The sequence below is a fragment of the Bradyrhizobium sp. RDM12 genome, assembly GCF_051917485.1.
GTDB lineage: Bacteria > Pseudomonadota > Alphaproteobacteria > Rhizobiales > Xanthobacteraceae > Bradyrhizobium.
Genome location: NZ_CM133064.1, coordinates 5,072,498 through 5,086,722 on the forward strand (window position 1 = coordinate 5,072,498; position 14,225 = coordinate 5,086,722).

General features: G+C 63.6%; 12 protein-coding genes and 2 pseudogenes. 12 read left to right on the plus strand and 2 right to left on the minus strand.

The window, feature by feature from the left end:
- Nucleotides 1–85 precede the first annotated feature (85 nt).
- The 3 genes from pcsA to ACTGJ9_RS24845 all read left to right on the plus strand — a co-directional run bounded on the left by pcsA (nucleotide 86) and on the right by ACTGJ9_RS24845 (nucleotide 2,592).
- The gene (pcsA, locus tag ACTGJ9_RS24835; RefSeq protein WP_456673240.1) at nucleotides 86–811 is read left to right on the plus strand and encodes a phosphatidylcholine synthase; all 726 of its coding nucleotides are present in this window, start codon (nucleotides 86–88) and stop codon (nucleotides 809–811) included.
- Entirely contained in the window at nucleotides 808–1,542 is a 735-nt protein-coding gene (locus ACTGJ9_RS24840) for a TerC family protein (protein ID WP_456673241.1), read from the plus strand. The genes pcsA and ACTGJ9_RS24840 overlap by 4 nt, the downstream gene beginning before the upstream one ends.
- Nucleotides 1,543–1,617: 75 nt before the next feature.
- Complete coding sequence (locus tag ACTGJ9_RS24845) at nucleotides 1,618–2,592, plus strand: quinone oxidoreductase family protein (protein WP_456673242.1); 975 nt, start codon at nucleotides 1,618–1,620, stop codon at nucleotides 2,590–2,592.
- Nucleotides 2,593–2,755: 163 nt separating this feature from the next.
- Here the strand turns inward: ACTGJ9_RS24845 and ACTGJ9_RS24850 are convergent.
- A pseudogene (locus ACTGJ9_RS24850) lies at nucleotides 2,756–3,951 on the minus strand (acetylornithine transaminase).
- 134 nt (nucleotides 3,952–4,085) lie between these two features.
- Here ACTGJ9_RS24850 and ACTGJ9_RS24855 point away from each other — a divergent pair.
- From ACTGJ9_RS24855 to ACTGJ9_RS24865, 3 genes are all read left to right on the plus strand, one after another.
- Nucleotides 4,086–4,325, plus strand: coding sequence for a hypothetical protein (locus tag ACTGJ9_RS24855; protein WP_456673243.1), 240 nt, complete (start codon nucleotides 4,086–4,088; stop codon nucleotides 4,323–4,325).
- Nucleotides 4,326–4,393: 68 nt separating this feature from the next.
- Entirely contained in the window at nucleotides 4,394–5,179 is a 786-nt protein-coding gene (locus ACTGJ9_RS24860; RefSeq protein ID WP_456673244.1) for a hypothetical protein, read from the plus strand.
- The gene (locus ACTGJ9_RS24865; protein ID WP_456673245.1) at nucleotides 5,137–5,334 is read left to right on the plus strand and encodes a hypothetical protein; all 198 of its coding nucleotides are present in this window, start codon (nucleotides 5,137–5,139) and stop codon (nucleotides 5,332–5,334) included. The genes ACTGJ9_RS24860 and ACTGJ9_RS24865 overlap by 43 nt, the downstream gene beginning before the upstream one ends.
- A gap of 99 nt (nucleotides 5,335–5,433) precedes the next feature.
- Here ACTGJ9_RS24865 and rimO read toward each other — a convergent pair whose 3' ends face one another.
- Nucleotides 5,434–6,753, minus strand: coding sequence for a 30S ribosomal protein S12 methylthiotransferase RimO (rimO, locus tag ACTGJ9_RS24870; protein ID WP_456673246.1), 1,320 nt, complete (start codon nucleotides 6,751–6,753; stop codon nucleotides 5,434–5,436).
- Between the two features lie 418 nt (nucleotides 6,754–7,171).
- Here rimO and ACTGJ9_RS24875 point away from each other — a divergent pair, with 418 nt between their 5' ends.
- From ACTGJ9_RS24875 to ACTGJ9_RS24900, 6 genes and pseudogenes are all read left to right on the plus strand, one after another.
- Nucleotides 7,172–7,600 (plus strand): hypothetical protein, encoded by a 429-nt coding sequence (locus ACTGJ9_RS24875; protein ID WP_456673247.1) that lies wholly within the window; start codon nucleotides 7,172–7,174, stop codon nucleotides 7,598–7,600.
- 148 nt (nucleotides 7,601–7,748) lie between these two features.
- Nucleotides 7,749–8,339, plus strand: coding sequence for an ANTAR domain-containing response regulator (locus ACTGJ9_RS24880; RefSeq protein ID WP_148772657.1), 591 nt, complete (start codon nucleotides 7,749–7,751; stop codon nucleotides 8,337–8,339).
- Nucleotides 8,336–9,499 (plus strand): CmpA/NrtA family ABC transporter substrate-binding protein, encoded by a 1,164-nt coding sequence (locus ACTGJ9_RS24885; RefSeq protein ID WP_456673248.1) that lies wholly within the window; start codon nucleotides 8,336–8,338, stop codon nucleotides 9,497–9,499. Before ACTGJ9_RS24880 ends, ACTGJ9_RS24885 begins: the two co-directional genes overlap by 4 nt.
- Nucleotides 9,500–9,850: 351 nt before the next feature.
- Nucleotides 9,851–10,681, plus strand: coding sequence for a formate/nitrite transporter family protein (locus ACTGJ9_RS24890; protein ID WP_456673249.1), 831 nt, complete (start codon nucleotides 9,851–9,853; stop codon nucleotides 10,679–10,681).
- Nucleotides 10,682–10,694: 13 nt separating this feature from the next.
- Nucleotides 10,695–12,485 (plus strand): NirA family protein, encoded by a 1,791-nt coding sequence (locus ACTGJ9_RS24895; protein WP_456673250.1) that lies wholly within the window; start codon nucleotides 10,695–10,697, stop codon nucleotides 12,483–12,485.
- A pseudogene (locus ACTGJ9_RS24900) lies at nucleotides 12,482–14,093 on the plus strand (sulfite reductase subunit alpha). Before ACTGJ9_RS24895 ends, ACTGJ9_RS24900 begins: the two are co-directional and overlap by 4 nt.
- Nucleotides 14,094–14,225 lie beyond the last annotated feature (132 nt).

Genomic DNA, 14,225 nt, shown 5'->3' on the forward strand with positions numbered 1-14,225 from the left:
TTTATGACGAATTGCGCGACGCAATGCCGCGACGGCGGATGTGCAAACCGGTCCCGTTCTGGTAGCAGGAGCCATGGAAACTCAGATGGACAGCCAAGAGGATTCCCTCAAGCCGACGCCCGCGATCCGAGCCGCGGCGTTTTCGGTGCACATCTTCACCGCTTTCGGCGCGGCGATCGCGCTGTTGGCGATGCTGGAGGCGGTGCGCGAGCACTGGGCGGCGATGTTCGGCTGGCTGGGCGTCGCCCTGATCATCGACGCGATCGACGGGCCGATCGCGCGCCGGCTCGACGTCAAGAACGTGCAGCCGAACTGGTCGGGCGACGTGCTCGATCTCGTGGTCGACTTCGTCACTTATGTCTTCGTGCCGGCCTATGCGATCGTGGCGAGCGGCCTTTTGCTGCCGGTGGCGGCGCCCTTGCTCGGCATCGCCATCATCGTCACCAGCGCATTATATTTCGCCGATCTGCGCATGAAGGCGGATGACAATCATTTCCGCGGCTTTCCGGCGCTGTGGAATGCGGCGGCGTTCTATCTGTTTCTGCTGCACTGGCCGCCGTTCTCGTCGACGCTGCTGGTCGCGGCGCTGGTGGTGCTGACTTTCGTGCCGTTCCATGTGCTGCATCCGGTTCGCGTCGTGCGGCTGCGCTGGCTGACGATGTCGCTGATTGCGATCTGGTCGCTGCTCGGGCTCTACGTGCTGGCGATGGATTTTCGCGTCGGCGCCGGGGTGACGGTTGCGCTCTGCGCGATCGCGCTCTGGATCGTGTTCAGCGATGCGCTGATCCGCCTCGCAAGGTTCTTCGCATGATGCATTTGCTGACCAGCCCGGAGGCCTGGGCCGCGCTGCTCACCTTGACCTCGCTCGAGATCGTGCTCGGCATCGACAACGTCATCTTCCTGTCGGTGATCGTCTCGCGCATCCCCGAGCCGCAGGCCCATCGCGCGCGCCAGATCGGGCTGGTGCTGGCGCTGGTGTTCCGCATCATCCTGCTCAGCGTGCTGGTCTGGCTGATCGGCCTGACCGCGCCGGTGTTCTCGTTTGCGGGCTACGACTTCTCATGGCGCGACCTCATCCTGATCGGCGGCGGCCTGTTCCTGATCGCGAAGGCGACGCATGAGATCCATGCCGAGGTCGAGGCCGATGGCGGCGAGGGGAAGAAGGAATCCGGCGGCAGCGCCTTTTTCTGGGTGGTCGTCCAGATCATCGTCATCGACATCGTGTTCTCGCTGGACTCGATCATCACCGCGATCGGCATGGCGCAGGACCTGGAGATCATGATCGCGGCCGTCGTGATCGCCTGCCTGATCATGTACATTTCGTCGGGACCGGTGGCGCGATTCGTCGCGGAGCATCCGACCACGAAAATGCTGGCGCTGGCATTCCTGGTGCTGATCGGCGTCGCCCTGGTTGCGGACGGATTCAAATTCCACATCCCGCGCGGCTACATCTATTTCGCAATTGCGTTCTCGGCGGCCGTCGAGTTCTTCAATGTGCTGGCGAAGCGCAACCGCAAGAAGGCCAGCAGGCCGTCCGTCTGATCGCTCCAATTTGGGGCAAGTTGACAAGGCGGCCGGTATGTCTTTCGCTGGCCTTGGAGAAGAGGAGGTCAGGTGATGACCAAAGCCGTCCGTGTGCACAAGGTCGGAGGCCCCGAAGCGCTGGTCTATGAGAGCGTCGACGTCCCGGCGCCTGCTGCCGGCGAGGTGCGTATCCGCCAGCATGCTGTCGGCCTGAACTTCATCGACGTCTATTACCGCACCGGCCTCTACAAGGCGCCGGGTCTGCCCTTCATTGCCGGCAACGAGGCCTCAGGCGAGGTCTTAGCCGTCGGGCCGGGCGTGACGAATTTCCATCCCGGCGACCGCGTCGCCTACTACCACAATCTCGGCGCGTATACGAGCGAGCGCAACATTCCCTGGGAGAAGCTGGTCAAGCTGCCCGACCACATCACCCACGAGCAGGGCGCCGTGCTGATGCTCAAGGGGCTGACCGTCTGGTACCTGCTGCACAAGACCTTCAAGGTCGAGCCGCATCATCGCGTGCTGATCCACGCCGCCGCCGGCGGCATCGGCCTGCTCGCCTGCCAATGGGCGAGGGCGCTCGGGGCCCACGTCATTGGCACCGTCGGTTCGCGCGAGAAGGCCGAACTTGCCGAAGCGAATGGCTGCGACCACGTCATCCTCTACAACGAGGAAGATTTCGTCGCGCGCGTGAAACAGATCAGCCGCAACGAGGGCTGTGACGTCGTCTATGACGGCGTCGGCAAGGCCACCTTCCCGGGCTCGCTGTCCTGCCTGAAGCCACGGGGCATGTTCGTTTCTTTCGGTAACGCGTCGGGCCCCGTGCCGCCGTTCTCGATCGCCGAACTGAACAATCACGGCTCGCTGTTTGCGACGCGGCCGAAGCTCAACGACTACGTCGGCACGCGCAACGAACTGCTGGAAGGCGCCGACACGCTGTTTTCCGCCGTCATCAACGGCAAGCTGCACGTGCCGATCAACCACGCCTATGCGCTCAAGGACGCCGCGAAAGCGCATATCGATCTCGAAAGCCGCAACACGACCGGCGCGTCGATTTTGAAGCCGTAGTCTTCCGTCGTCATCCGCTCTCGTGTCCCGGACAAGCTGCAACGCGCAGGCGTTGCGGCGCAGAGCCGGGACCCAGATGCGGCATCCGGCGCGGGTGATGGCCCCGGCTCTGCAGCGCACCGCCGAAGGGGCGCTGCGCTGCGTCCGGGGCACGAGGCCGTCTCTACGCAACCCTCCGTGCCGCGCCGGCCTTGGTTAGGATACCATCGAGACAATCGATCATCTCGGCGATCTCCCCCTTGGTGACGTTGAGCGCCGGCATGAAGCGCAGCGCGTCGAGCTGCGGTGCGTTGAGGAGCACGCCGGCTTCGAACGCCTGCGCGACGATGTCGGGCGCGATCGGCAGCTTGAGGTCGAGCGCGAGCAGCAGCCCGCGTCCCCGCACGCCGCCGAGGCCGTGCCGCGCCGAGATTTTTGCAGCTCGCTTTCGAGCAGCAGGCCGCTCTCGGTGACCGACTTCAGGAATTCCGGCTTGCCGACCGCATCGAGCACCGCAAGGCCGGCCGCGCACATAACCGGGTTGCCGTTGAAGGTGCCGCCCTGGTCGCCGTGCTGGAAGCAGGAGGCGCGTTCGGTCGCAAGCAGTGCTGCGAGCGGCACGCCGCCGCCGATGCCCTTGCCGAGCGTCATGATGTCGGGCGCTATCCCTGTATGCTCATAGTGGAAGAGCTTTCCGGTCCGGCCCATGCCGGTCTGGATCTCGTCGAAAATCAGCAGCAGGCCGTGCGCCTCGGTGAGTGCGCGCAGCTCACGCAAGAACTGATCGGTCGCCGGCCACACCCCGGACTCGCCCTGGATCGGCTCGAGCATCACCGCAACGGTGTTGCTGCCGATCAGCTTCTCGACCGAGGCAACATCGTTGAGCTTTGCCTTCTTGAAGCCGGCAACCTTCGGCTCGAACAGCGGCTCGAACGCCTTCTTGCCCGAAGCCGACATGGTTGCCAGCGTCCTTCCGTGGAAGCCGCCTTCGAACGTAATGATCTCGAACGCGCCGCCTTTGTGCAGGGTGCCATATTTGCGCGCGAGCTTGATCGCGCCCTCATTGGCCTCCGCACCCGAATTGGCGAAGAACACCTGGTCGAACGCGCTGTTCTCGACGAGCGCTTGCGCGAGCTTGAGGCTCGGCTCGTTGTAGAAGGCCGGACTCGGCGTGAGCAGCCGCCTGGCCTGCGAAGCCAGCGCATCCGCAACCGCCGGCGGGGAGTGGCCGAGGCAGTTCACGGCCCAGCCCTGCACGAAATCGAGATAGCGCTTGCGGCTGTCGTCCCAGAGGTATGAGCCGGCGCCACGGACGAACACGGCCTTGGGCCGTGCGGTGATGTCCATCAGCGCGTCATACGGATGGGTGGCGGTGGTCATGTCGAACTCCTCTTGAGGTAGCGAAGATCTGGGGGCGGGTGAAAAGGGACGCGAAAAGCAAGAAGGCCGCACTTTGCGGGTGCGGCCTTCTCGAAAACTGTGCTGAATTTACTGGTTCAGCGGCGTCGTCGGACATGGCGCAACCCATCATCGTCGCGGGAGCGACGACGCATGGCCTGGCGCAAATGGGTCCGGGAATTGATCATGGGCCGCGTCCCTACAGCCGAAAGGCCTTGCTTGTCAAGCGGGAGCTACCGAACGCCGTAAGGCGCGAAGCTATCGGCGATGCCGGGATTGATCGCGTGAATGCATGTCATTTGATTGCTGCGGAGAAACCAACAAGCCTCTGGCGCGTTTGTGATCTCGGAACGTGAATTGGTTCGAACCGGCGGCGGGCCGGGACACACCAAGAGGGACGGGACCAACCAGACAGTTTTCAGCCTTGTCCGAGACGCCTTATCCGATCGACCTCGACAGCATTCGCGGCGCGTTTCCGCCGGGTATCGAGGCGCCGCCTTTGCTGCTGGATTTTGCCGGCTGGCTCAACGGGCGCGCGTGGGGCAGCGTTGGATGCTTCTCGCTGCAAGGCCAGTTCTCGGACCAGGCCCCGATCTTCGACGGCAGTCCGCTGCGCGATCGCTTCGCGCTCTTCATGCGCCTGCCGGACGGCTGGGCCGTCGGCGGATGGTACGGCGCCGGCCTCGACCGTGACGATCCTCCGATCGTGGGGCTGGGCTCGGAGGGCAATTACGAACTGCTCGCGCCGTCTCTCGACGCGCTGCTTGCAAAACTGACGTCGCAGCAATTCGACAAGGCCTGGCACGATCTGCGGCCGCATGACGAGGTCGAGCCCCAGACGGTCGAGCTTGCGCAATGGCTCGCCCGACAACCGACCGGCGCGCCTGTTACGTGCGAGGACGGTGCATGCGAGCTGCCCGACTTCCGTGGCTTCGTCGAGAAGTGGAGCCGGGACCGCGAGGAATACTGGGCCAATCACCGCCTGATGGCCGAGCTGGGCTGGCGGCTCGCGGCGCATCTGCCGGTGGGCAAGAACGCCTGGGACAAGACGCATTTCGAGGTCGCAATCGTCGGCAAGCAATACGAGGCGCGCGTCCTGTCGCGCGGGCCGCAGCCGTTCGAGGAGGCCGCCTCGATCGATCCCTGCTGCGCGATCTGCGCGAGGAGATGCGCCGCGCGCAGCCCGAGCTCGGGCTGTGGTACGCGATGAAATTCGGTCTCTATGCCGATGGCCGCGTCATGCCGAACTTCGAATACGATGTGCGTCCGACCATCGAGGGCGAGCCGGCGCAATTGTCTGAGGCTCAAGCCGATCTCGCCCGCGCCCCGCGCCCGGAGCGCTGGGTCCCGAAATGGCTAGTGTGATTGCCTCCGCATCGTCATTGCGAGCGCAGCGAGGCAATCCAGAATCCCTCAGCGGAAAGACTTTGGATTGCTCCGCTGCGCTCGCATTGACGGAGTACCTCAGAATCCTGCGACGCTGCCGTGCAGATCGTATTGGTCCGCGCGCTCGATCTTCGCGGTGACGATCTCGCCGACGCGCAACGGCCGGCGGCTCGAGAGATAAACCGCGCCGTCGATCTCCGGCGCATCGGCCTTGGACCGGCCCTTGGCCACCGTCGGCCCGACCTCGTCGATGATGATCTGCTGGCGCGTGCCGATCTTGCGCTTCAGCCGGCGCGCGGAGATCTTCTGCTGGCGCGCCATCAGCGCGTTGTAGCGCTCCTGCTTGATCTCGGCGGGCACGGCACCTTCGAGCGCATTCGACGTTGCGCCCGCAACCGGCTCGTATTTGAAGCAGCCGAGACGATCGATCTCGGCTTCATCGAGCCAGTCGAGCAGATAGGCGAAGTCGGCGTCGGTCTCGCCGGGGAAGCCGACGATGAAGGTCGAGCGCAGCGCGAGATCGGGGCATTCCTCGCGCCAGCGCTTGATGCGCGCCAGCGTCTTGTCCTGTGCGGCCGGGCGCTTCATCGCCTTCAGCACCTCGGGGCTCGCATGCTGGAACGGGATGTCGAGATAGGGCAGCACCTTGCCCTCGTTCATCAGCGCGATGACCTCGTCGACATGCGGGTAGGGATAGACATATTGCAGGCGAACCCAGGCGCCGAGCTCGCCGAGCTCGCGCGCGAGATCCAGGAATTTGGCGCGGACCTGGCGGTCCTTCCACGGGCTCTCGGCGTATTTGAGATCGACGCCGTAGGCCGAGGTGTCCTGCGAGATCACCAGGAGCTCCTTCACGCCGGCGCCGACCAGGCGCTCGGCCTCGCGCAGCACGTCATTGGCCGGACGCGAGACCAGATCGCCGCGCAGTTTCGGGATGATGCAGAACGTGCAGCGGTTGTTGCAGCCCTCGGATATCTTCAAATAGGCATAGTGCCGCGGCGTCAGCTTGATGCCCTGCGGCGGCACCAGGTCGAGATGCGGATTATGCGCCGGCGGCAGCGCACGATGGACGGCTTCGAGCACGCTCTCATATTGCTGCGGGCCGGTGATGGAGAGCACGCCGGGATAGGTCTCTTCGATCTGCTCGGGCTCGGCACCCATGCAGCCTGTCACGATCACCTTGCCGTTCTCGGCCATGGCCTCGCCGATCGCCGAGAGCGATTCCTGCTTGGCGCTGTCGAGGAAGCCACAGGTGTTGACGATGACGATATCGGCGCCGTCATGCCTGCGGGCGAGCTCATAGCCCTCGGCGCGCAGGCGCGTGATGATGCGCTCGGAATCCACCAATGCCTTGGGGCAACCCAGGCTGGTAAAAGAAATGCGCGGCGCTCTTTCCATGTAATCGCCTGGAACCTGGATTTGAATTGTTCGGATATGCGATCCAACTAATTGGTCCCATGACGAAATTCAATAACTAAGGTGCGCGGAGCGAAGCTAAAGCAGTGTTCGTGCATGAAATGAGGGCGATCGGCTGGCAATATGGGAGGTATGGACCGACTGAGGGCCCCTGAGGTGGAAGCTCGGTCCGATTGCGCGACTGGATGAGCCGGACGAATTGCTCGAACGTGCACGTGTTGGTTGTTATTCTCTTTCTTGCTTGATTCCAGGGAGCTGAATTGCGATGCGCCGTTTCATCGTCGGCATGGCTTTCGTTACAGTTTTGTATGGCGCGATGTGTCCGGTGCGAGCTGAAGTCGACAAGATCCTCCATGTCTGCGATCGGCAAGAAGGATTGTGCCCGGAATTTCGGCCACGCGTGAAGGCACCTGATGGGTGGGCGAGGGATGAGGCCGCGAGTCTCAAATACGGCGCCTCGATGTTCGTGCCTAACGGCAAGAAATTCGGCAAAGCCGATGCAATCATCTATGCGGAAGGCCGCTACAACAAGGATCGGACCGAATTGGTTCAGTGGGTCGCTGCCAGCGATCGGGATTGGACGATGACATCCGGCAAGAACGCCAGGATAACCACGCTTCCCTCTGTCAACTCCAAGGTCATTATCAACCGCTACGACGATCCGGCCCTGAAGGACCAGCCGATCGAAGTCATCGCGCACTACGCCGATCTCGACAAGGACGGCAATTCTTATGTCGTGCGGCTAGCAGTCTCCGGCCTCACCGAGACGGCGGTGCTGGCTGCTATGCCACTGCTCGACAAGACGATCGTTGGCGCGAAGATTCCGTAGAGAGAAGCTGACCCTGGGCGCAGCCGTCTGATCCATATCCAAACCTGCCTGATTGACAGGCTTGAGCTAGTTCCAATTGCTCATAATTACAACCCTTTGCAGGGCCGTTCGGCATGCTATGGATGAATCGCCTGGTTGCGAGTGAGCAATGAGCGCCGAACAGTCGCCTAAAATCGTGATTGTCGACGAGAGCCCGATCCGGGCTGCGATTCTCGAGGAGGGGTTGCGGGAGGCCGGATTCACGCAGATCGTCCATATCCGCGAGATGCAGAGCCTTCTTGCGCGCATCTACGCCGTTGATCCCGACATCATCCTGATCGATCTCGAAAACCCCAGCCGCGACGTGCTGGAGGCGATGTTCCAGGTCAGCCGCGCCGTGCGGCGGCCGATCGCGATGTTCGTCGATCAGAGCGATTCATCCTCGATCCAGGCGTCCGTGGAGGCCGGGGTGTCCGCCTACATCGTCGACGGGTTGAAGAAGGAGCGCATCAAGCCGATCCTCGATCTCTGCGTGTCGCGCTTCAACGCTTTCGCGAAACTCCAGGAGGAGCTGGAGCGGACCAAGTCGCAGCTCGAGGACCGCAAGATCATCGAAAAGGCCAAGGGCATCCTGATGAAGGTCAAGGGGCTCACCGAGGACGAGGCCTATGTGCTGCTGCGCTCCACCGCCATGCGCGAGAAGAAGAAAATCGGCGAAATCGCGCAGTCGATCATCACTGCGTCGGAGATGCTGAAATGACCGCACCCCTCCGCATCGGGTTCATCCCGCTGGTCGATGCCGCCGCCCTGATCGTCGCCGTCGACAAGGGCTTTACCGCAGCCGAAGGGCTCGAGGTCGAGCTGGTGCGCGAGGTGTCCTGGTCCAACGTGCGCGACAAGCTCAACATCGGCCTGTTCGACGCTGCACATCTGCTCGCACCCGTGGCGATCGCGTCCTCGCTCGGGCTCGGTCACGTCAAGGTGCCGATCGTCGCGCCCTTCAACCTCGGCATCAACGGCAATGCGATCACGGTGTCGCCGGCACTCCTTGCCGCCCTGATGGAGGAGATCGACGGCGATCGCTTCGATCCGCTCGCGACCGCAAAGGCGCTGGCGAAGGTCGTCGCCATCAGGCGCAAAGCCGGCGCCGAGCCGCTGACCTTCGGCATGACCTTTCCGTTCTCGACCCACAATTATCAGCTGCGGTTCTGGATGGCGGCGGCGGGCGTCGATCCGGACGAGGACGTGCGCCTGGTTGTGCTGCCGCCGCCCTACATGGTCGACAGCCTCAAGAGCGGCCACGTCGATGCCTTCTGCGTCGGCGCGCCCTGGAATTCGATCGCGGTCGATCTCGGCATCGGTCACATCCTGCATTTCGTCTCCGACATCCTGGTGCGCGCAGCAGAGAAGGTGCTGGCGGTGCGCCAGGTCTGGGCCGACAAGCACCCGGACGTTGTCGCGGCACTGGTGCGCGCGGCCGTGAAAGCGGCCGATTTCATCGAGCAGCCTGCAAACCTCGCCGAGACGTCGCAGATCCTGGCGCAGCCTGAGCGGATCGGCGTCGATGCCGAAGTTATCCAGCGCACACTCACGGGACGGCTGAAGATTTCGCCCGACGACACGTTCCGTGAAAGTGGTCGCTACTTGCTGGTCGGACGCGAAGGGGCAGGGCGCCCAGAGCCGGTCCAGGCTGCCTGGCTCTATGCGCAGATGGTGCGCTGGGGGCGAACGGCGCTGAGCGCCGAGGCGCTCAAGACCGCGATGGCCGTGTTCCGGCCGGACCTCTACGATGCTGCCTCAGGGCGCGGCGGAGACGGTCAGGCCAATGCCCCATTCAGGGCCTTTGCCGGACCGGCCTTCGATCCCGCAGATCTCAGCGGCTATCTGTCCTCGTTTGAGGTCCGGAAAAAGGCTCCATAGAACCTGCTCATTGTTTAATCACGTCGATTCGAAGCTTAATCTTTGGGCCATTGCTGCCCGAAGCAGCATGAATTGCGGTCCACTTCATGCGCTGCACACAAGCCTAAGTCGTTGACCTTATGTTGCTTTGCAGTTTGTGCTGCGTTGGCACACTCCTTGAATAGGGAGGACCCAAGCCGCCCGGCGTGGGCGCCGGCGGCTCCAGTCCATGGTGGATTTCCGCAGCAACGAAGCTGATCGGATCGTTCCGGGTTCCGGCCTGGCGCTGATGCGCCTCCAACCGGCTCCCAGCGATCAACGTCCGTTCAACCCGTTGACGCCGCCTTTCGCGCGGCAAGCTGGAGCTTCGATATGGATTACGCGAAACCCTCCGACGTTGTGGCCTCGATGGTCGATGCCAGCTTGAAGAAGCTGGCACTTGCCCCGCGCGACATCATGATCCGCGGCGCGATTTCCGGCGCGCTGCTTGGCGCCGCCACCACGCTCGCCTTCAGCGGCGCTCTCACCACCGGCCAGCCCCTCGTTGGCGCGCTCATCTTTCCCGTCAGCCTCGTGATGATCGTTCTGCTTGGCCTCGAGCTTGTCACCGGCAGCTTCGCCATCATTCCGCTGGCGCGCCTCGAGGGCAAGGCGAGCTGGAATGCGGTGATCGCCAACTGGTCCTGGGTCTTCGTCGCCAATCTGCTCGGCAGCCTCGCCTTCGGCGCGCTGATCGCGATCTCGCTCACCAATATGGGAAAGGTCGAAGTCGCCGGCGTCGCCGCCCGGATCGTTGCGGTGGCCGAAGCCAAGACCATCGGCAATGCCGCGATCGGCACCGCCGGCATGGTCTCGGTCTTCGTCAAGGCGATCCTCTGCAATTGGCTGGTATGCCTCGGCGTCGTCATGGCGATGACCTCGACGTCTACGGTCGGGAAGATCGCGGCGACCTGGTTGCCGATCTTCCTGTTCTTCGCGCTCGGCTTCGAGCACGCCGTCGTCAACATGTTCGTCATCCCGACCGGCATGCTGCTGGGCGCCAAGGTCAGCCTCTCCGACTGGTGGATCTGGAATCAGATCCCGGTGACGCTGGGCAATCTCGTCGGCGGCTTCATCTTCACCGGCCTTGCGCTCTACGCCACGTACAAGCCCGCCAAGACCACGGCCGATGTCGCGCAGGTCGCGGTCCAGGCAGCAGAGTAGGTCGATTCAGCCCATGAAACTCGATACAGCACCCACGGCCGATTTCTCCGACGAGCAGAAGCGCTATCTCGAAGGTTTCATGTCCGGCATGCAGGTCGGACGTGTCGGGCGCGCCTTTGCAGCCGGCGGTGCGCCTGCTGGCAATGCCGAGCCAATCGGCCCTGACGCGGCGCATATCAAGGCGCAGGACAAGCTCACGGCGGCGGGCAAGAAGCTCGCCGACCAGGAGAAGTTCAAGCGCGAGCTGCATCCGTTCGATGCCTATGATCACTTGAAGGACCAGGCGCGCAACAACGCCAGCCCGACGCCGGCGGACAATTTCCGCTGGCGCTATTACGGCATCTTCTGGGTGGCTCCGGCGCAGACCTCCTACATGGCGCGCCTGCGCATTCCCAACGGTATTTTGAAGCATTGGCAGATGTCGGGGCTTGCCGACATCGCGGAAAGCTGTGGCGGCGGCTACACTCACGTCACTACCCGCGCCAATTTCCAGATCCGCGAGATCGAGCCGAAGAACGCGGTGGCGCTGATCGAGGGCGTCCAGGATATCGGCCTGTGCTCGCGCGGTGCGGGCGCCGACAACATCCGCAACGTCACGGGTACGCCGACGGCCGGCATCGATCCGCAGGAGCTGCTGGACACACATCCGTACGCGCGCGAATGGCACTACCACATCCTCAACGACCGCTCGCTGTTCGGCCTGCCGCGCAAGTTCAACGTTGCCTTCGATGGCGCCGGCAAAATCGCCGCGCTGGAGGAGACCAACGACATCGCCTTCACCGCGGTCGAGGTGAAGGAGGGCTTTGGCGTCGAACCCGGAATCTGGTTCAAGCTCGGCCTCGGCGGCATCACCGGTCACAAGGATTTTGCGAAGTATTCCGGCATCGTCGTTCGTCCTGAAGATGCGACCGCCGTGGCCGATGCCATCGTGCGCGTCTTCATCGAGCACGGCGACCGTACCAACCGCAACAAGGCGCGGCTGAAATACGTGCTGGACAATATGGGGCACGACGGCTTTCTCAAGCTGGTCGAGGAGCGCCTCAACAAACCGTTCGCGCGTGTGCCGGCGGAGGCGCTTCTGCCGCGCCCCCTGTCGGACCGCATGGCCCATATCGGCGTGCACAAGCAGAAACAGGCCGGGCTCAACTGGGTCGGCGTGGCGCTGCCGGTCGGCAAGCTGACCTGCGAGCAGATGCGCGGCATCGCGAAGATTGCGCAGGATCTCGGCGACGGCGATATCCGCCTCACGGTCTGGCAGAACCTGCTGATCTCGGGCGTGCGCGACGAGAGCGTCGCGCTCGTTACCGCCGCGGTCGGGAAGCTCGGCCTCGCCACCGAAGTCTCGAACGTGCGCGCCGGCCTGATCGCCTGCACCGGCAATGCCGGCTGCAAGTTCGCGGCCTCCGACACCAAGCGTCATGCCGCCGCGATCGGCGACTGGTGCGACGAGCGCATCAATCTCGATACGCCGCTCAACATCCATCTGACCGGCTGCCATCACTCCTGCGCGCAGCACTACATCTCCGACATCGGCCTGATCGCGGCCAAGGTGCCGGGTGCGACGGAGGATGACCAGGCCGAGGGCTATCACCTCTTTACCGGCGGCGGCTTCGGTCCCGATGCCGATATCGGGCAGGAAGTGTTTCACGATCTGAAGGCCGAGGACGTGCCGAAGACCGTCGAGGGGCTTTTGAAGGCCTATCTCGCCAACCGTTCCTCGCCCGAAGAGACGTTCCTGACCTTCTCCCGTCGCCATGACGGCGAAGCCCTGCGCAAACTCGCCGACGCGGAACTAGCAGCATGACCCAGATGTCCGTGCCTCCCAAGATCGAGATCATTCCGGCCAATGCACCCTTCAGCGAAGACCAGCGGCTGTGGCTGAACGGGTTTCTCGTCGGCATGCTCGGCCTCGACGGCTCGACGGCGCTGTCTCCGATCGAGAACGGGGGCATGGTCGCGCCGCAAGGCGACGGCGATGATGGCGAGGCGCCCTGGCACGATCCGGCGATGGCGATCGCCGACCGCATGAAGCTCGCGGAAGGACGTCCGCTCCGTCGCCGCATGATGGCGGCGATGGCGCAGCAGGATTGCGGCCAGTGCGGCTACAATTGCGCCGACTATTCGGACTCGATCGCCAACAAGAGCGAAGCACGCCTCAACCTCTGCGCCCCCGGCGGCAAGGAGACGGCGCGGATGCTCAAGCAGCTCTTCGAGGAGATCGACAAGGCGCCGGCCGCAAAACCTGCGGCAGGGGCGAGCAACCGCGAGTGTACCGGCTGCGCCGGAGGTGAAAGCCGAGCTCGGCCGTGCCCGCGAAAATCCGGCTGAAGCGACCTTCCTGTCGCGGCGCCTGCTCAACAAGAGCGGCTCGGAGAAGGAGACCTATCACGTCGAGTTCGATCTCTCCGAGAGCAAGCTCGACTATGTCGTCGGCGACAGCTTTGGCGTGTTCGCGCGCAACGACCTTGGCCTCGTCGACCAGATCATCGCGTTGCTCGGAGCGTCCCACACGACCAAGGTCAACAACAAGACGCTGCGCGAGGCGCTGGTCGAGGACGTCTCGCTGTCGCCGGCACCCGACAAGCTGTTCGAGCTGCTCTCCTTCATCACCGGCGGCGCGCAGCGCGAGAAGGCGCGGGCGCTGGCGCAGGGCGAGGATCCCGATGGCGATGCGGCAACGCTCGACGTCATGGCCGCGCTGCAGAAATTCTCCGGCACGCGGCCGCATCCGGAAGCCTTCGTTGAGGCGCTGGAGCCGCTGCAGCCGCGGCTCTACTCGATCTCGTCGTCGCACAATGCGACGCCCGGAAAGCTGTCGCTGACGGTGGATTCCGTGCGTTACGTCGTCGGCAAGCGCAAGCGCCTCGGCGTCGCATCGACCTTCCTCGGCGAGCGCATCAACGAGGGCGACAAGCTCAAGGTCTATGTGCAGAAGGCGCATGGTTTCGGTCTGCCGGAAGATCCGAAGATTCCGATCATCATGATCGGTCCCGGCACCGGCATTGCGCCGTTCCGCGCCTTCCTGCTCGACCGCAAAGCGACCGGCGCGCAGGGCAAGAACTGGCTGTTCTTCGGCCATCAGCGCAGCGATTGCGATTTCTTCTATCGCGACGAGCTCAACGCGATGAAGACCTCAGGCCTTCTGACGCGCCTGTCGCTCGCCTGGTCGCGCGACGGCGAGAAGAAGTTTTACGTGCAGGACCGCATGCGCGAGCTCGGCCGCGAGGTCTGGACGTGGCTTGCGGAGGGCGCGCATCTCTACATCTGCGGCGATGCCAAGCGCATGGCCAAGGACGTCGAGCGCGCGCTGGTCGACATCGTCGCCCAGTTCGGGGCGCGCTCGACCGACGAGGCCGTCAGTTTTGTCGCCGATCTCAAGAAGAAGGGCCGGTTCCAGGCTGACGTCTACTAGGCCCTTCTCCCGCTGTCGTTCGCGTGTCATCCGAGCCGGTTCCAGCTGGCTCGGGTTTAACAAATAAGATTCTCGGAACCTGCGGGTGAAGAGAATTTGTGACTACGATGTGCGGTCTTCAGAGATCGCTAT